The organism is Paenibacillus sp. AGC31 (assembly GCF_057334655.1).
This window is the reverse complement of record NZ_JBHFJH010000040.1, coordinates 1-16,744: the sequence shown is the minus strand read 5'-3', so window position 1 is coordinate 16,744 and position 16,744 is coordinate 1. Positions and strand designations below refer to the sequence as shown.

General features: G+C 44.9%; 17 protein-coding genes and 1 other annotated feature (1 of these 18 cut by a window edge). Of the genes, 8 read left to right on the top strand and 9 right to left on the bottom strand.

Going from position 1 to position 16,744, the window contains the following annotated elements; genetic code table 11:
• Positions 1–141: a binding site (T-box leader), on the bottom strand (it extends 87 nt beyond the left edge of the window).
• Between the two features lie 99 nt (positions 142–240).
• From ACE04G_RS24990 to ACE04G_RS24960, 7 genes are all read right to left on the bottom strand, one after another.
• The gene (locus ACE04G_RS24990) at positions 241–690 is read right to left on the bottom strand and encodes a DMP19 family protein (protein WP_221821711.1); all 450 of its coding nucleotides are present in this window, start codon (positions 688–690) and stop codon (positions 241–243) included.
• Positions 691–700: 10 nt separating this feature from the next.
• Positions 701–1,153: an Imm63 family immunity protein gene (locus ACE04G_RS24985; RefSeq protein WP_221821712.1), complete on the bottom strand. Its 453-nt coding sequence runs from the start codon at positions 1,151–1,153 to the stop codon at positions 701–703.
• Between the two features lie 91 nt (positions 1,154–1,244).
• Positions 1,245–2,714: a protein adenylyltransferase SelO gene (locus ACE04G_RS24980; RefSeq protein WP_221821713.1), complete on the bottom strand. Its 1,470-nt coding sequence runs from the start codon at positions 2,712–2,714 to the stop codon at positions 1,245–1,247.
• A 314-nt stretch (positions 2,715–3,028) separates the two neighbouring features.
• A complete protein-coding gene (locus tag ACE04G_RS24975; protein ID WP_221821715.1) occupies positions 3,029–4,345 on the bottom strand; it encodes a nucleobase:cation symporter-2 family protein in 1,317 nt (438 codons plus the stop codon).
• A gap of 323 nt (positions 4,346–4,668) precedes the next feature.
• The gene (locus ACE04G_RS24970; RefSeq protein WP_221821716.1) at positions 4,669–5,448 is read right to left on the bottom strand and encodes an NRDE family protein; all 780 of its coding nucleotides are present in this window, start codon (positions 5,446–5,448) and stop codon (positions 4,669–4,671) included.
• Positions 5,449–5,493: 45 nt separating this feature from the next.
• Entirely contained in the window at positions 5,494–5,793 is a 300-nt protein-coding gene (locus ACE04G_RS24965) for a Dabb family protein (protein ID WP_221821719.1), read from the bottom strand.
• A 55-nt stretch (positions 5,794–5,848) separates the two neighbouring features.
• Entirely contained in the window at positions 5,849–6,430 is a 582-nt protein-coding gene (locus tag ACE04G_RS24960; protein ID WP_221821720.1) for a TetR/AcrR family transcriptional regulator, read from the bottom strand.
• A gap of 223 nt (positions 6,431–6,653) precedes the next feature.
• Here ACE04G_RS24960 and ACE04G_RS24955 point away from each other — a divergent pair, with 223 nt between their 5' ends.
• The 3 genes from ACE04G_RS24955 (at position 6,654) to ACE04G_RS24945 (ending at position 9,781) form a co-directional block, all read left to right on the top strand.
• Positions 6,654–7,769 carry an NADH:flavin oxidoreductase gene (locus tag ACE04G_RS24955; RefSeq protein ID WP_237174832.1) on the top strand — a complete coding sequence of 372 codons (1,116 nt, stop codon included), beginning with the start codon at positions 6,654–6,656 and terminating at the stop codon, positions 7,767–7,769.
• A 225-nt stretch (positions 7,770–7,994) separates the two neighbouring features.
• Positions 7,995–8,846, top strand: coding sequence for an AraC family ligand binding domain-containing protein (locus ACE04G_RS24950; RefSeq protein WP_221821722.1), 852 nt, complete (start codon positions 7,995–7,997; stop codon positions 8,844–8,846).
• Positions 8,843–9,781 carry a DMT family transporter gene (locus ACE04G_RS24945; RefSeq protein WP_221821723.1) on the top strand — a complete coding sequence of 313 codons (939 nt, stop codon included), beginning with the start codon at positions 8,843–8,845 and terminating at the stop codon, positions 9,779–9,781. Before ACE04G_RS24950 ends, ACE04G_RS24945 begins: the two co-directional genes overlap by 4 nt.
• A 70-nt stretch (positions 9,782–9,851) precedes the next feature.
• On the opposite strand, the gene ACE04G_RS24940 is transcribed toward ACE04G_RS24945, so the two are convergent.
• Positions 9,852–10,553 (bottom strand): pseudouridine synthase, encoded by a 702-nt coding sequence (locus ACE04G_RS24940; RefSeq protein WP_221821724.1) that lies wholly within the window; start codon positions 10,551–10,553, stop codon positions 9,852–9,854.
• 204 nt (positions 10,554–10,757) lie between these two features.
• Between ACE04G_RS24940 and ACE04G_RS24935 the strand changes: the two genes are divergently transcribed.
• From ACE04G_RS24935 to ACE04G_RS24915, 5 genes are all read left to right on the top strand, one after another.
• Entirely contained in the window at positions 10,758–11,390 is a 633-nt protein-coding gene (locus ACE04G_RS24935; RefSeq protein ID WP_221821726.1) for a DUF1963 domain-containing protein, read from the top strand.
• Positions 11,391–11,732: 342 nt separating this feature from the next.
• Positions 11,733–12,941 (top strand): MFS transporter, encoded by a 1,209-nt coding sequence (locus tag ACE04G_RS24930; protein WP_221821727.1) that lies wholly within the window; start codon positions 11,733–11,735, stop codon positions 12,939–12,941.
• Positions 12,942–13,033: 92 nt separating this feature from the next.
• Positions 13,034–14,272, top strand: coding sequence for an aspartate aminotransferase family protein (locus tag ACE04G_RS24925; RefSeq protein WP_221821729.1), 1,239 nt, complete (start codon positions 13,034–13,036; stop codon positions 14,270–14,272).
• Positions 14,273–14,508: 236 nt separating this feature from the next.
• Positions 14,509–15,558, top strand: coding sequence for a zinc-dependent alcohol dehydrogenase (locus tag ACE04G_RS24920; protein WP_221821730.1), 1,050 nt, complete (start codon positions 14,509–14,511; stop codon positions 15,556–15,558).
• Positions 15,559–15,628: 70 nt separating this feature from the next.
• Complete coding sequence (locus tag ACE04G_RS24915; protein ID WP_449003958.1) at positions 15,629–16,366, top strand: HAD family hydrolase; 738 nt, start codon at positions 15,629–15,631, stop codon at positions 16,364–16,366.
• A 145-nt stretch (positions 16,367–16,511) separates the two neighbouring features.
• Here ACE04G_RS24915 and ACE04G_RS24910 read toward each other — a convergent pair whose 3' ends face one another.
• The gene (locus ACE04G_RS24910) at positions 16,512–16,694 is read right to left on the bottom strand and encodes a YjfB family protein (RefSeq protein ID WP_017687882.1); all 183 of its coding nucleotides are present in this window, start codon (positions 16,692–16,694) and stop codon (positions 16,512–16,514) included.
• Positions 16,695–16,744 lie beyond the last annotated feature (50 nt).

Here is a 16,744-nt window from a genome sequence, read left to right as displayed (position 1 = left end):
ATATATCGTTTGCCCATCCGCTTGGCATTACCCAAGTACTCCAGAGTGTAATTCGCAGCCCTTGTATGTATCAGGTTCCATCAACCCCTGACTTTCTGTAACAGGGACAAAGCCGCTACTGCGCTCTATCAACGTGATTCATGTATTCAATTTATAGCAAGTATAGCCGAACGTTTCAGTCATTGCAAGACCAAGTATACAATCTTTGAACTGAACCACGGATGCACAGTTGAAACCAGATTATATAATCATCATGTTCAATTTTCCGTGATAATAACCATACGCTTTCTCCGCGACCTGATCCTCATTGTTCCAAAACTGCAGATCTAACGCATCTAACTGCTGCTCTTGTTCCTTTGTCAGGAATTTAGGTATATCCCATAGTTCAGTAAGCCTTTCATCCTCTTTCAAGTGCTCAATGCAGCCATATGCTGACGTTATAATCTCCACGACTTGAGTCGCATCAATGATATGTAATGCCCGCAACGCGTAACGGTATACCTCTTCCCCCCAGTTGCAGAAAAACTGTATAAAACCGCCATTAAAGACATCCGCCTCTAACAGCCATAAAGCAGCAATGTCCTGCTCGTTCGAAGTCAACGAAGCCCAGCCCTGTTCAAATTCATTCTTTTTTTCGACAAATAACACAGCAAAGTCATACCATACATCATTAATATCTTGCTCGCTCATGTAACACACCTCACTTTTCTTTATGCATGCTCTCCAACTCCTGACGTTTACCCGCCTGATGCCAATGTGAATACGGATCACCGATCTGCTGGAAGGCTTCCTGAACACCCCTGTTCAGGTCCTTCATCACTTCATTTGTATAGTTCAAATGCGTCTCTTTATTATCCACGCCATTTCGTTCCAACAATCCTACATGCGTCGCGGTGAAAATAATATCCTCCAGCACCCAATAGATGACTTCATCCGGCTGTTTCACCCGTTTCTCCAATGAAACGAGACCACGTTCGTATATTCGAACGATATACGCATCTTCTTCAGCCTCTACATAAGGCACCCCATCCCACTTAAAGCTCTCAAACAAGCGGTTAACATAGTTCTGCATCTGTTCCCTAGGGAAAGATGTACGCTCTAAAAGCTGTAAAAGGATGTCTGCCAATTGTTGTTTGCTTAACATGTTGGACATGAATGCACCTGCCTCTATAAAGTAACGTCGATGACAGAATGAAAAAATGAAAAAGCTGCCCAAGGCAGCCTCTTCATTCCATACTGTTCAATCAGGTCCCACAAAAAGTCTGATACGAAGTATTGCATTGTGCAGGTAGTTCGGCATATTCAGCCTGCTCAGGTGAGTGCGCAAACGGATCTGAAAGAACTGCCAAAAGCTTCTGCATCACGCTAAGATCTCCGTGGTTCTCCGCTTGCTCAAGGGCTTCCTCAACCCGATGATTGCGGGGAATGACGGCTGGATTGTTCGTTCTCATCAACTCCCGAGAGACTTCCTTCGCCCCTTGCTGTCTGTCCAATCTTGCTTGCCACCGCTCATTCCATTCAGCAAATTCTGCCGTGCCAAACAAAGCTGTCCCTTCCAACCTATCAAAGGTCAATGCCAGGAACGTATTGGTGTAATCTGCACTATGCTTTTCCATGAGTTCAAGAAGCTCCTTGATCAACGCTTCATCTTCGGCCTCTTCATCGGACAAGCCCAGTTTGGCACGCATTCCCTTGAGCCAATGATGATGGTACAATTCAGAAAATTGTGCGATAGCATCCTGAGCGAGTTGCACGGCCTGTTCTTCATCTTCATGCAGCAACGGCAGAAGCGTCTCGGCAAAACGAGCCAAATTCCACCCCGCAATATACGGTTGATTACCATAAGCATAGCGACCTTGCCTGTCAATGGAGCTAAATACGGTTGAAGGATTGTAAGCATCCATAAAGGCGCACGGACCATAATCGATGGTCTCACCACTGATCGCCATGTTATCCGTGTTCATCACGCCATGAATGAAACCAACACGCTGCCATTGGGCAATGAGTGCCGCCTGCCGTTTAATTACTTCCTGAAGGAGCAAAAGATAGCGATTCTCAGCTTGGGCAACATCAGGAAAATGTCGATGCAACGTATAATCAGCCAACGCCCGAAGATCGTCGATAGATCCCCATCTGGCTGCATACTGGAAGGTTGCTACCCGGATATGACTGGAAGCCACCCGGGTTAAAATGGCACCCGGCCGCTCTGTTTCACGGATAATGTTTTCTCCTGTTGATACCACCGCCAGACTGCGTGTCGTTGGAATACCCAGTGCATACATCGCTTCACTAATAATATACTCACGCAACATGGGCCCTACAGCAGCACGTCCATCTCCCCCACGGGAGTAGGGTGTTCTTCCTGATCCTTTGAGCTGGATATCCACTCGCTCGCCCTGTGGCGTAATCTGTTCACCCAGCAGCAAAGCACGTCCATCTCCAAGCATGTTAAAATTGCCAAATTGATGTCCTGCATAGGCCTGAGCCAAAGGCTCGGCTCCTTCCGGAATCGAATTACCTGCAAAAATTTGCGCTCCTTCATCACTGTCAAGAGACTCCACATCCAGTCCTAGGCTGGATGCAAGCAGTCGATTGAAAATGATCAGCTTTGGTGATTCAACAGGCACTGCGCCCTGACTTGTAAAAAAGGGTTGCGGTAACTTCGCATAACTATTCTCCAAGTTCCACCCTTTGTTCAATGTTTCTTGTTGCATGGTGATCACAACTCCTTTTCTGTACCCCAGGGATATCCCTTGGTTATATTGTAGCCTTGTGAACCAATGCTCATTTATGTAGTCGCATGGAAATTCAATGTAAGATGTTGTTGACTTAAACGAACATCTAAAATGTTCTTGATGAAACTTTAGCATATTTGCATGCCTTTTGCATTCCTCATGAATCGTAAGCACAAAAAAAATCCAAGAGATTTCTTTGCCAAGTGGAATCAGTGTCTTTCACTCCACTTCCCAGAAAACCCTCTTGGATCTATTCCTCTTACTACCAGATGACACATCTGTTATTACAAAGATTACGTGTGTGCTTCTTGAGCCTGTACAGGCTGTACTGGCAAGCTCTCTTTTTTCAAAGCAAGGTTAAAGAAGACATTAAGCAGGATCGCTGACAGGCTTCCCGTGATAATACCATCGCTAACAATAATCCGAATACTTTGAGGAAGCTGGGCAAACAGGTCGGGTACAGCAGTAACGCCGAGCCCAAGTGAAACGGAGCAAGCCACGATCAATAGATTGGATTGTTTGCCAAAGTCGACGTTTTGTAGCATTTTGATCCCGGATGAGACGACCATTCCAAACAGGACAACAGTCGCTCCTCCGAGGACAGCACTTGGAATAATGGTTGCAAAAGCAGCTACCTTCGGAATGAGTCCCAGAAAGATTAGAATACCTCCGGCTGCAACCACCACATTGGTCGTTTTCACCTTGGAGAGCTGAACCAAACCGACATTCTGAGCAAATGTATTGTATGGAAAGGCATTGAATATGCCACCTAGAACAAACGCGAGACCTTCTGCGCGATATCCCCGTGCCAGATCTTTTTCGTTGATTGGTTGATCACAGATTTTGCTCAAAGCCATAAATACACCTGTTGATTCGATGATAACCACCGTACCTACAATAATCATTGTAATGATTGGGCCGATTTCGAAGGTAGGCCATCCAAAGTAAAAGGGTTGAGGCAAATGGAACCAGGAGGCTTCCTGTACAGAGGCAAAATTCACTTTTCCCATGATAGCTGCGATGAGGGTTCCCACAATAATACCAAGGAGAACAGCCAGGGATTTAACAAAACCACGAGCATATCGATTCAGGATTAGAATGAACAGTAATACACCAAATGAAAGCGCCAAATTGTCCAAACTTCCGAAATTCTCGCTGTTTGCTCCACCCGCCATGTTTTTAATGCCGGTTGGGATTAGCGCAAGACCGATAATGGTTACCACTGTACCGATCACAACTGGCGGAAACAATTTGACGATTTTGCTAAAAAATACGGCAAAGATGACGATAAATAACCCGGCTGCGATGATAGACCCATAAATGGCGGGAATTCCGTACTGCGATCCAATCGCAATCATCGGTGTCACCGCTACAAAAGAACTTCCGAGCACCGCTGGTAAACCAATACCCAAGTACTTCCCTTTTCGAGCCTGAAGCCATGTTGCAATCCCACACGTTAACAGATCAATGGATACCAGATACGCCAACTGCTCTGCAGTCAGATTTAATGCTCTGCCCACAAGCAAAGGCACCAGAATTGCTCCCGCATACATCGCGAGTACGTGCTGAATACCCAGTGAAAAAACTCTCATCTTTTTGGTTTCTTTCATTCCCAAGTTGCCCCCCTGAAATTAGAATCAACAGAACCGCTGCAAAATCATGTTATGTTGATTCACATTATATAAACTATTCAGGGAAGTTCCATGATTCATAACATAGAATTGTGATAAGAGATAAAGAACCCAACTAAAATTGGGCGTGTTATACAAAAGGTCTCTCAAACCGTTTATTTCGCGTTATATTAGTTGACACAGAGAAACGAAAATACTCTTTACACTCAGAAAAAAAGAAACATCAACTTTGGATTTAACCTCAGTGATTCATGCAAATTCATTTAAATGCATAATGTCTGAACATCACTTCTTTCATATTCTCAGCTTGTCGAGTTAAGAGGTTTGATGTTAAAACGTTGCTCCATTACCTCTCCGTTCTGGTGAACCCTCTCCGTAAAAAACACTTCTTCTCTGTTCATCAGAACAACGGATGAAGCTCTGGTCCCATAGTCGAATTTCTCACTTCTAACAAAGATGGGAGAAAGCAAACGTTCCCATTCCAATGGAACACCTGTATGGGGTAAAAGCTCATCCACTGAAGGGTCTGCCATTTGCAGCAAACCTAATATTTGTTCTGTCAGGGTTGCTTCGTCCTCCCCTTGGATGATTTTCTCCAGTCCTTCTTTCCCACGTTTCACCTTGGGCCAATCTGTATTAATCAAGTGATTACTAATCCCGTATATTCCAGGTTTCAACTTCATCACAACATTACCCACATTAGAATAATAATAGAGGTCGTCAGGATCACCCACTAACAAATTGTAGCCAGGATAATCATTGCGACTTCTCTCCGCGTGTTGTATATATTGCTCAGGTGTGGACGTTCCCTTTAAAAAATCAGCAACCAGATCTCCTCTTGAGCCCTTGGCATGTATATCTTCATTTGGATCACGATAATTCGTAACAGCAGCCAGACGCCCACCTTTGGTTACGCCCATCCAGGTTCCCATTTTCGACAAATCCCGGCCAGCCAATATATGAGGATGGTCTTCCCAATAGTGTGCTTGAGCCGTAGGTCTGTGATAGAATTCATCCCTATTTGACCCCAATATAAACGGATACTTTGGATGAATGTTATAAGCAAATAAAATTAAACACATGGGAATCTTCAACTCCTATATTCGTTAACCTCTAATTTCGCGCCTTTATATCGCATAATCAACTACAATGACATCTTCCACCCAACCATCGAGGGAAGCTACAAATGCCTGATGAGCAGGATGTGGACCATAGGCGCGCAATGCCCCCTGATCTTCAAATGTCACTCTCAATCCAATGGTATAACCTTGAATACGGTCCGTTTCTTCCGTTGCATTAATTCCTGCGGTCAGCCCGACAATCCCCGGTATTTGTTCCTGTAACGCGAGTAATTGATCCACCCATTCCTGCTGTTTGGCTAACGTGGTTTTATTGTTAAATTTAAAAACAACCAAATGTTCAAACATCTTGTTATTCCTCCCATGTCCATTCGAATAGTAAGGCAATTTCGTTAAATGAAGTTTAATTCAACAATTCCAATCCGCCCATCATATAGGGTACCACTCTGTTGGCTAATTCAGCCGGGGATTCCTGCCCGCCTTCAATATTCCATCGATATGTCATCCCATAGATCGACCAGCTTAGCATGGTTGCCGTAATTTTCAGTGTTTTGGGATCTACATCTCCCGCTACTTTGCTCATTAATTCAAGAAGGAATTGCTCCAGCTGTGTCTTGATGTTTTCTTCAATAATTGGCGCAACTGTCTCATATTTTTTGATGCAACCATTACTTGAGACGTGATAATCACATAATGAAAATATAAGCTGCTGTATGGTTTCGGCTGATAACCGGGCATCCGGTTCCACCCTTTTCGTTACATATTCCATAAAAGCATCCGATAACAAGGCTTCAAGCAATGCATATTTATCCTGAAAATGGGCGTAGAATGTAGCCCTGTTAATTGTGGCTTGTTCCGTAATGTTTTGAATCGTAATGCTGTTGAAATTTTTAAGATTCAATTGGTTTAAAAACGCATCAAGAATTAATTGACGCGTGCGGATTACACGCGGATCATTCGAGTTTGGAGACAATACACCAGACATGCCCCAATCCTCCTTTGTACACAAAATATTTGGTTAGACTCCTTCATTATAGATAAGTGTTATTTGTTCAACAAGTGAAAGTAAGTGCAAAGACACCATACAATAATCCATGTCTTTCGCTTAAGCAACAAAATGCTCCGATTGTTGGTTGAGCATGCCTATAGACCTTGTTAAGATTGCACTCGTACCCGCTTGAAGGTGCAACATAATGGAGGTGCTTAGTTTGAGTGATCAACAACATAACGTTATTTCTACGGAGTTTCTGTTCCAACCATACACCGTTTCAAAGTTAACCCTGTCCTCGCGCATCGTCATGTCCCCCATGGCTCGTGCCTTCTCCCCGGATGGTATCCCGGGCCCCGATGTAGCTGCATATTATCGTCGGCGTGCCGAGCATGGTGTTGGACTCATTATTACCGAAGGTGCGACCATTGAGCATCCATCTGCATCAAGTGAGCCTAGAATCCCTCATATGTATGGAGAAGCAGCTCTTCAAGGCTGGGCTGAAGTGGTCGAACATGTCCATGAAGCGGGCGGCAAGATTTTTCCGCAGATTTTACACATGGGAATCGTTCGTCCTTCAGGATCTAACCCACACCCGGAAGCTGCCTCACTGAGTCCATCGGGAGTTGATATGGAAGGTACTCAAGTAGGTGAGCCCATGACGGAGGCGGAGATCGCAACTGTGATTCAAGCTTATGCAGATGCAGCAGCCAATGCGCAAAGTATTGGTTTTGACGGAATTGAACTTCACGGTGCACATGGTTTTCTAATCGATCAGTTTTTCTGGAAAACAACGAATAGGAGAACGGACCGCTATGGTGGTGACCTTCAGAAACGAACTCAATTCGCGGTTGAACTTGTAATGGCAGTTCGGGCTGCGGTAGGTCCTGATTTCCCTATTGCGATGCGGATCTCCCAATGGAAGATGAATGATTATCAAGCCAGACTGTTCGACACACCCGAACAACTGGGACAATTCCTCAGCTTGTTGGTTGACGCAGGTGTAGATATCTTCCACTGCTCGACACGACGCTTCTGGGAGCCCGAGTTCGAAGGATCTAATCTTGGATTTGCAGGTTGGGTAAGAAAACTGAGTGGCCAAACCACAATTACCGTTGGTTCTGTGGGTATGCCAGATGAGTCTGAAGCAGGAGCAGATAAAGCAACACATCCAGGTATGGGCGAACTCATGAAGCGATATGAGCAACAGGAATTTGATCTGGTAGCTGTGGGACGTGCACTCCTTGGTGATCCGGCATGGGCTGCCAAAATACGCGAAGGACGTGTATCCGAGATACAGGCTTTTACACCTGAAGCACTCGCTACGTTACACTAAGAACAATTACTAATTGTTCAAGACATTTTTTCTCCCATATATATAGGCTTGAACTCATGAATCAACTATACTTAGCAAAGGGCTCGCTTTCCTTCCGGGATTGCGGGTATTTTGTTTTTAGAGATATCTGTCCGTTCAAACACTTCGAGCAATAGCAATATCGTTCAAGAAAATTCCTTCTTTGCAACCTATAATGATCTTAACTTACCAGAAAGAAGGTGCATCATGACACGGGAAGTCCGGACTGTAGTATTTGATACCGACTTACAGCTAGAAGCTTATCAATTTGAAGGCATTATGCAGAAGTTTCCCAATCATTTTCATGACTATTACGTCATTGGATTCATTGAACAAGGCAAGCGACACCTCGTCTGCAACAACGAAGAATACATTCTGAATAGCGGAGACATGATTGTTTTTAATCCACATGATCCTCATGCCTGCGAACAGGTGGATGGAAGAACCCTCGATTATCGCTGTATCAATGTCCAGCCTGAGGTTATGCGAGAGTATGCGAGAGAGATTACTGGACAAGCTTACTTGCCACGGTTTACATCCCCCGTTCTCTACCAAAGTGAACTTGTGGGTTCCCTGCACGAGCTGCATCAGATGATTCTAGAGGAGCAATCGGATTTCTGCAAAGAAGAATTGTTACTCTTACTACTGGATCAATTGCTGCGAGATTATTCGGATGCTGAACCGCCTGTTTCCACACAGGATGTTACCTTGGAGATCAGACGCATATGTGATTACATAGAATCTCATTACATGGAGATCATCTCGCTGAACGATTTAACCGATTTGACGGAGATGAGCAAATACCACCTGCTGCGTTTATTCACCCGCCAGAAAGGGATATCACCTTACCGTTATCTGGAGACGATTCGTATTAATCAAGCCAAACGTCTGCTGGAACAAGGTCTGCTTCCGATTGAAGTAGCCGCACAGACAGGATTCAGTGACCAGAGCCATTTCACGAATTTTTTCAAAAAACTGATCGGCCTGACACCCAAGCAATATAGACGTATCTTCAATCATGATTCGGAGTTGAAACGTACCACCACTAACATCGTATGACAAGTCATCTTGATCATCAAAACACTAGAGCCTCTACCAGACATTTACTCGCTTTGTTTACTATACTGATCTGGGGAACTACCTTTGTCTCTACGAAGGTTCTGTTGACTGATTTCACTCCTGTGGAAATTCTATTTTTCCGTTTCCTGATCGGATATTTGGTACTATTATTGATCTATCCACGTTCACTGCGGATCGCCTCATTCAGAGAAGAATGGTTATTTATCGGAGCAGGACTATGTGGGGTGACGTTATATTTTCTTATTGAAAATATAGCTCTGGTGTACACAACAGCTTCCAACGTGGGTGTTATTGTCTCCATTGCCCCGTTCTTCACTGCTGTACTCGCACACTTCTTCTTAGATGGCGAGAAGTTAACTCGCCGCTTCATTATCGGATTCGGGATTGCCTTGAGCGGCATCCTACTCATCGCACTGAACGGCAGTTTCATTCTGCAACTGAATCCGATAGGTGATCTGCTTGCTTTCATAGCACCTGCGGTATGGGCGATCTACTCTGTGCTAATGCGAAAAATTGGCGAGCTTCGTTATCACACCATTGGTGCGACCCGCAAGGTGTTCTTCTATGGCCTGATCTTCATGCTACCAGCTCTATTCTTGTTTGAATTCCATTGGGAACTCGGACGCTTCATGAACATGACCAATCTCTCCAATATTCTCTACCTCGGTCTGGGTGCCTCCGCGTTGTGTTTCGTGACCTGGAACCGGGCCATGAATCTTCTCGGAGCTATCCAAACGAGCATATATATCTATCTTGTGCCGGTCATTACTGTTGTGTCATCTGCACTGATTCTTCAAGAGCAGATAACCTGGGTGATTGTACTCGGTGCGTTCTTAACCCTATTTGGCTCTTACATTTCAGAACAAAAAGGACACAAGCTTAATAACAAAAACACTAATCCGCATAGGGGTTAGTGTTTGCTTCATTTTTCACTGATATAACTGGACATCGTGGTTGGCCACCGTTGACATGAGCAGAAGTCATTCATTTTATCTCATTTAATTGAGACAGCAGAATCCCTAGTTCCTCTTGCTCCAGATGACGCCATTGCCCCCGCTCCAGTTGATCCAGCGTAATATTCATAATTCGCACACGCTCCAGCTTGAGGACTCGGTACCCCAAGGCTTTGCACATTCTCCGGATTTGCAGGTTGAGACCCTGTGTCAGAATAATACGAAATACATTTTCACTTTGCCTATACACTTCGCAGGGCTTGGTCACTACGTCCAGAATTTCAACGCCTTCAGACATGGATTTTACAAATTCGTTGGTTACGGGTTTGTCTACTGTCACTACATATTCTTTATCATGATTATGCTCCGAACGCATCATCTTGTTCACAATGCCTCCGTCATTCGTAAGCAAAATCAACCCCTCAGATGCCTTATCCAGCCTGCCTATCGCAAATATGCGAGAAGGATAATTCATATATTGAATGATGTTCCCCTCCACATGTTCTGCTGCTGTGCAGACAATACCGATGGGTTTGTTCAAAGCAATATAGACAGGTTCGCTGTCATTACGAGGGATCTCCTTCCCATCAATGAGTACCACATCGCGAGTTTCAATTTCCGCCCCTTTTTCACATACCCTGCCATTGATCGTTATGCGCCCAGCTGCAATTAAACGGTTCGTTTCCCTGCGGGAGCAGAATCCCGTTTCACTTATGTATTTGTTAATTAGCATATGTCACCACTTCTCATCTATAGTATTGCCACTGGTTCTTAGAGTGCTGGTACGTTCATTCGCATCGTGCAATGAGTTAGTACCTTGTACTGATTTTCATTCCACATCATCTCATTTATACTGAAACGAAGCAATGAATGGTTATATAAAAACACATACACCGTTACATAGGAAAGCCCAAATACACTCTGGAAGGAGTTTCTCATGTACAAAGTTACTCGATTTACAGTTGACCCCGATGATCCCAACCAAGACTCTGGCATGTGGATTGGTGGAGACACTGCATACGTTTCCGACTGGCCACTCAACCCTGATGGTCAGCCTTTATTGCATCTGTTCTCCATCAATTGTAATACACTTTCACAGCAGGTCCATATCCCATCTTTACCACAAGATAAATATATCTCGGTCTTCTCGACCTACTCCGCCTCCGAATATTTTCTGGATCAGGTAATCTATACGGGAGATGAGCTGGAATGGAACGAGAATATTCTTGCCGGAAGCACTTATGTCTCGGTATCTTCGCATCCACTTACTTCCGTATGTCCCGTTCCACCCATTCCGTTAAGCGGCGTATGTTTGATTGAAACGGAGTTAGACGATGAGGCGTTCCCTGCATTTTCATTTTTCTCTCCCACTTTACCAAACGGTGTGAAAGGAATTGACCATTTGCTAGAGGAACATCAACTGGTGTGTCAAATATATTCCGGAGATTTTCCTGAGCCTTATCGGGATATATTGGGTCTTCCCGATGCAAATGGTTATTTATTTTTGCGAAAGGGTCCCGCGTCTGCTCACGCACCATTCGATGGAATTTTCTTTGTACAGACTGCTTAATAGCGATACGTGGAAGTCAGGTATCATCATATAAAACGGTTAATCAGAACGTTTCCCGTCTACTCAGACAGGGAACTTTTTTTATATATGCACGTTTTACTATTCTCGATCAATACAGATGCCAAACCCTGTTAAACGGTCATATGAATTGGATCATATTTATCCTTTCGACACGAAATCGTTTTAGATGAAACTTAGCACGAGAAATATTTCTCTTCATCAAAATTTAACATTATTTTACAACAAAAAGCATGTACATTTGTTCATTTATGGTATAAGTTATATATGAAATAAACATTAATTACATAATATAAAATTTTTATCCAACTAGGAGGCGGGCTTTTGAAAAGAATATTCGCTCTAAGCTGCGGTTTTTATCTGTTAATCGGCATAACCAGCGTTGTGCTCGGTGCACTTCTCCCTGTTTTATTGTCACATTATGAGCGCGGTTACAGTGATGGCGGATTTTTGTTATTTCTGCAGTTTCTTGGATTTCTTGTCGGTGTAATCGCAGCTCCTGCCCTGACAGCCCGTATCGGAAGAAAAGCGATGCTGACCCTTGCACTGATCTGTATTGTAACCGCCTATATATTACTCGGTTTTCTGCCATCCTGGTCTGTAGTTCTTCTTCTAACGATTATCGTAGGTTTCGGTTCAGGTATCATCGAACCCTCTGTAGGTGCTTTCACGATCGAATTCACTGAGAATCAGAAGGCGGTCGCCATGTCCAAGCTGGATGTCTTCTTTGCTCTTGGAGCACTTCTCATCCCGGCTGTTGCTGCTTTATTCATCTGGATGGAGCTGTGGCATCTTACTTTTTATACGGTCGCCGTGTTGTCACTGATTCTCATGTTGCTGTGGATCACAATGCCCCGGCCAGCCGCACTGTATCTGGAACAGGCTGGCGAGAATACAGTGGCACATGCAGCAGGTAAAGCCCAATATTCGAGAAAACATCTGGGTCTGCTGACAATCTTCGTCATCTTCTTTTTCATCTACATGGGATTGGAACTGGGATTGATGAACTTCCTGCCCTCCATTCTCGTAGAACGACTGCACCTTCAGGAATCTGTTGCATCGCTGAGTGTCTCCATCCTGTGGATTGCGATGATCATCGGTCGTCTTTTCTCCGGAAAAATAGCCGAATCCGTCAACTATATGCCTTTCCTGATCTGGAGTACGGTTGGCACGCTTTTGTTTACGGTCGCTATGGTATTTGTAACTGGACAGTGGGCAACGTATGTGCTCATCTTCGGAACCGGTCTGTTCATGTCAGGGCTGTTCTGTATCGCACTTGTCTATGCAAATGTTCTGATTCCCGGCATGACCGAGCGGACAACCAGTATCCTGATCGCATCGGGGGGGATTGGAGGTGCCATCTTGCAGTATGTGACTGGATGGAGTATGAGCACAGGTCCTGTCGTGAATACGATCTGGATTTTGGCCGGATTCTGTCTGATCTTGCTTGTTACTTTGATGGTCTCTCATCTATGGACTGTAAAAAACAATGCAGTACGTGCTGCTCTCGCACAACATAGCAAGGAAATATAAACATCGTTTCTTAAGGGAGGTGATGCCCGCATCATCCGGGATTTTTTGAGCTTCGTTCGAGCTAGTACACCATTACAATTGGAGGAAATCGTATGCAAACTTTAACCAACAACCGCTTCATAGCCGGAAAAGGGATTAAGTTGATTGACGATTCAGGTGTTGAATACCTGGACGGCGTGTCGGGAACATTCAATCTGTCACTGGGCTATAATCACCCACATGTAGTCAGCAAAATTCAGGAACAAGTCGGCAATCTGACGCATATGTCTTCCTCCTTCACTGAACCGTACGTAAATGAAGTACTTGATCACTTAATCGAATATGCTCCAAACGACATTAATGCCGGATGGATGCGGGATATCACTGGTTCAACTGCCAACGAATGTGCAACCAAAATTGCACAGAAGTATACCGAATCGACAGACATCATCAGCCTGTATCTATCCCATCATGGGCAGACCCAATTTGCCACCGGGATTTCAGGGAATGCCTTCCGGCGGAAACGCTTCCCCAATTCGGCTGTGGCTAACGCGGTCCATGTACCTGCCCCATACTGTTTTCGTTGCCCATTCAAATCCTCAAATGGAGACTGCGCCTATCAATGCGTTGAAGCTATATCTGATGCGATAGAATATGCAAGTTCCGGCTCAGTCGCCTGCATGATCATCGAGCCCATTCTCGGGAATGGCGGCAATATCATTCCTCCTGCCGGATATTTCAAACGTCTGCGTAAACTGTGTGATGAGTACAATATTATTCTTATTGCCGACGAAGTGCAGACAGGAATCGGTCGTACCGGAACCATGTTTGCCAGCGAACTGTTTGATATCCAGCCTGACATGATTACCCTTGCGAAAGGTCTTGGCGGGATCGGCGTACCTGTTGCTGCGGTATTAATGCAATCCCGGCTGAACGTGCTCGAAAAGCACGAACACTCCTTCACCTCAGGAAGCAATCTGATCTCCGTAACCGCTGCCAAATCCACATTGGAAGTGGTATCCGAACCCGGCTTCCTGGATGCGGTGAAACGCAAAGGTGAAATTTTGGGTGAATTGCTGCATGAATTGGCTATGAAATACCCAAGTATCGGTGAAGCTCGTGGTGTCGGGTTAATGTGGGGGCTCGAGATTGTAGGTGACGGTAATGAACCGGATACGCTCAAAACCAATGCCATTGTTGACCGTGCTTTTACAGATGAGCATCTAATCTTGAGAAGTTCAAGATATGGATTTGGCAACGTTGTTAAGGTCCGGCCTTCCCTTACCACAACCGAAGACGAACTGGTAGAGATCGTGGAGCGACTGGATTCGGTGCTTGCCACCGTTCATTAAAACATTTCAATGCAACTGTTCGAAGTGGTCGTTTCGGTTACGAATCGTTCTTATGATCGCTGTTATCCACGGATTTTCTTGATTTCCCTTTCCCAAGGGAAAAATCCGTTGATAAAGGCGCACGCTTCGCTTCTCCAGAATCGATTTCGTCCCCTTCACTACTTTCGTATCTTGAAAAAACTGTTTAAGATGAATCGCTATATTTATATTTTATATAATTATAAGGAGGTTATATCATGCTTGCATTGGTATACAAATCGGCTTGGGATGTGGCGCTTGAGGAACGGCCTGTCCCGGAAATTACAAGAGATAATCAGGTGTTGGTTCGTATTCGGGCGACAGGTGTATGTGGTACCGATCTCGGTATTGTCAGCGGCAAGTATCATGCAGTTCCTTCTGTCATTCTCGGTCATGAGTCTACCGGGGAAATCATTGATGTTGGCTCTGCGGTAACGACATTACAAGCGGGCGACCGTGTTGTGATCGATCCTACCTACTATTGCGGACAGTGTGACATGTGCAGAACAGGCAGACAAAATCATTGCACACACAAGTCTGTTACCGAGACAGGTGTGAGTGCTGACGGGACATTTACAGATTATTATGTGACCGAGGATCGTTTTTTGTACAAATTGAAGGACCATGTGAGCTATGAAGAAGCAACTTTGACGGAACCACTCAGCTGTATGCTGACGGGGATTAATCAGATTCATCTACTGCCGAATTTCAGAACAATCATCCTTGGTGCAGGCCCGATTGGCATTCTGTACAGCTACGCGCTCGCTTCCAAAGGGGTTACCGGCTGTCTGGTCGACATCTCCGAAGAACGCTTAGCTATTGCCGGTTCCATTGCACCAGACCGTTGGGAGGTTCATTCATCCTTCGAAAATGCCATAGAATCACTGTCACCCGCAACCCATCAGGTCGATATGATTGTAGATACAACTGGCGTTGTGGGCACACAAGTGCTATCCCAGCTCGCCAGCGGCGGTTACCTGATGCTGGTTGGTCTGAGAGATGGAAACACATCCTTCAATCCCAAGGAAGTTGTGGACCGCAGTCTAAAAATTATTGGTTCCATTGATTCTCTGGGAACATTTGCAACCGCACATTATATGATTGAACAAGGGATTATTCCGGCAAAAAAAATCATCACCCACTCCTTCCCGTTGGAGGATTACGAAGAAGCATTCCGCACACTTGGCTGCGATATTCAGGGACGCACACTTCAAGCCTCTTCACATGCCATTAAAGTTGTGCTGCAATCCAGCGGTTCCAGTTTCTAAAGTGGAACGTCAAGCATGAATGGACTACATTAGAGATATATGTATACACAATCCTGGAGGAGGAATACACATGGCAACGAACAAAGAATCTAACGGACTGGGAGCCCCCAATGATGACATCATTCAAGCGGTCATTTTTGACATGGATGGTGTACTGATTGACAGCGAACCGATTTATTTTGAGATTGAGCGCAGCTCTTTTGCCCATTTTGGCGCTGTGGTAACTGATGAAGAACATCATACCTATGTTGGAGTTACACTGGAATCCATGTGGCAGCAGGTATTGGACAAACATCAGCTGACAGCTACGCTGGAAGAAATATTTACTTATCATCAGCATAATGTGATGCAAACCATGCTTGCCCATCCGAATCTGACGGCGATGCCTTCCGTGGAACGCTGGTTAAGTTGGCTGCATGAGCAGCACATACCCATAGCTGTAGCTTCTTCCTCTCCACGTGCACTGATCGATCTGATCATGGACAAAACCGGACTTGGGCAATACTTTGAGGTGCGAATGACAGGTGAGGAAGTTACGAACGGCAAGCCGGCACCAGATATTTTCCTGACCACAGCTGAGATGATTGGTGCGTCCCCTTCGAATTGTCTGGTGATCGAGGACTCGCGCAATGGTGTTCAGGCTGCCAAAAGTGCAGGCATGCGCTGTATCGGATATCGCAATCCGGGATCAGGCAACCAGGACTTGTCCAAAGCCGATCTTCAGATTTCCAGTTACGATGAGTTATGGACATTGAAGAATACACTGCCCTTTGAAGGCCGATTGCCAAGCTTGTCAAAGCTTCGCTGAGAAGATCGTAATAAAAAGATCGTAATTTCGGAATGAATATTCAGAAAAAAAACGACCCAAACGGCTTCAATTCATTCGAATTGGAGCTGTTTGGGTTTTGCTTGCTGCAATGGGTGTTACATGAGGACACATGCTGTAATTTCAACTAAACCGAAAGATCGAGACTTCCACCCAGATTGGGGTGAGGAGCAGGCACTGACTTCAACATTTCCGCCATCTGCTGGCCTTGCTGCTGTGCCATGTCTTTTGTAATCGACATCACTTGCAAGCTTGCCGACTGCACTACTGAAGCTTGGCTCATCGCCATTGATAATGCTGCAATATCCATGTTCTACACTCCTTTCACTTTCTGGTTACATAGATGTACTTATTATATAT

What these genes read in the sequence shown, in the direction of transcription:
- ACE04G_RS24990 (WP_221821711.1), bottom strand. Translation starts at nt 690, where the DNA reads ATGAGCGAGCAAGATATTAATGATGTATGGTATGACTTTGCTGTGTTA.
- ACE04G_RS24985 (WP_221821712.1), bottom strand. Translation starts at nt 1,153, where the DNA reads ATGTCCAACATGTTAAGCAAACAACAATTGGCAGACATCCTTTTACAG.
- ACE04G_RS24980 (WP_221821713.1), bottom strand. Translation starts at nt 2,714, where the DNA reads ATGCAACAAGAAACATTGAACAAAGGGTGGAACTTGGAGAATAGTTAT.
- ACE04G_RS24975 (WP_221821715.1), bottom strand. Translation starts at nt 4,345, where the DNA reads ATGAAAGAAACCAAAAAGATGAGAGTTTTTTCACTGGGTATTCAGCAC.
- ACE04G_RS24970 (WP_221821716.1), bottom strand. Translation starts at nt 5,448, where the DNA reads ATGTGTTTAATTTTATTTGCTTATAACATTCATCCAAAGTATCCGTTT.
- ACE04G_RS24965 (WP_221821719.1), bottom strand. Translation starts at nt 5,793, where the DNA reads ATGTTTGAACATTTGGTTGTTTTTAAATTTAACAATAAAACCACGTTA.
- ACE04G_RS24960 (WP_221821720.1), bottom strand. Translation starts at nt 6,430, where the DNA reads ATGTCTGGTGTATTGTCTCCAAACTCGAATGATCCGCGTGTAATCCGC.
- ACE04G_RS24950 (WP_221821722.1), top strand. Translation starts at nt 7,995, where the DNA reads ATGACACGGGAAGTCCGGACTGTAGTATTTGATACCGACTTACAGCTA.
- ACE04G_RS24945 (WP_221821723.1), top strand. Translation starts at nt 8,843, where the DNA reads ATGACAAGTCATCTTGATCATCAAAACACTAGAGCCTCTACCAGACAT.
- ACE04G_RS24940 (WP_221821724.1), bottom strand. Translation starts at nt 10,553, where the DNA reads ATGCTAATTAACAAATACATAAGTGAAACGGGATTCTGCTCCCGCAGG.
- ACE04G_RS24935 (WP_221821726.1), top strand. Translation starts at nt 10,758, where the DNA reads ATGTACAAAGTTACTCGATTTACAGTTGACCCCGATGATCCCAACCAA.
- ACE04G_RS24925 (WP_221821729.1), top strand. Translation starts at nt 13,034, where the DNA reads ATGCAAACTTTAACCAACAACCGCTTCATAGCCGGAAAAGGGATTAAG.
- ACE04G_RS24920 (WP_221821730.1), top strand. Translation starts at nt 14,509, where the DNA reads ATGCTTGCATTGGTATACAAATCGGCTTGGGATGTGGCGCTTGAGGAA.
- ACE04G_RS24915 (WP_449003958.1), top strand. Translation starts at nt 15,629, where the DNA reads ATGGCAACGAACAAAGAATCTAACGGACTGGGAGCCCCCAATGATGAC.
- ACE04G_RS24910 (WP_017687882.1), bottom strand. Translation starts at nt 16,694, where the DNA reads ATGGATATTGCAGCATTATCAATGGCGATGAGCCAAGCTTCAGTAGTG.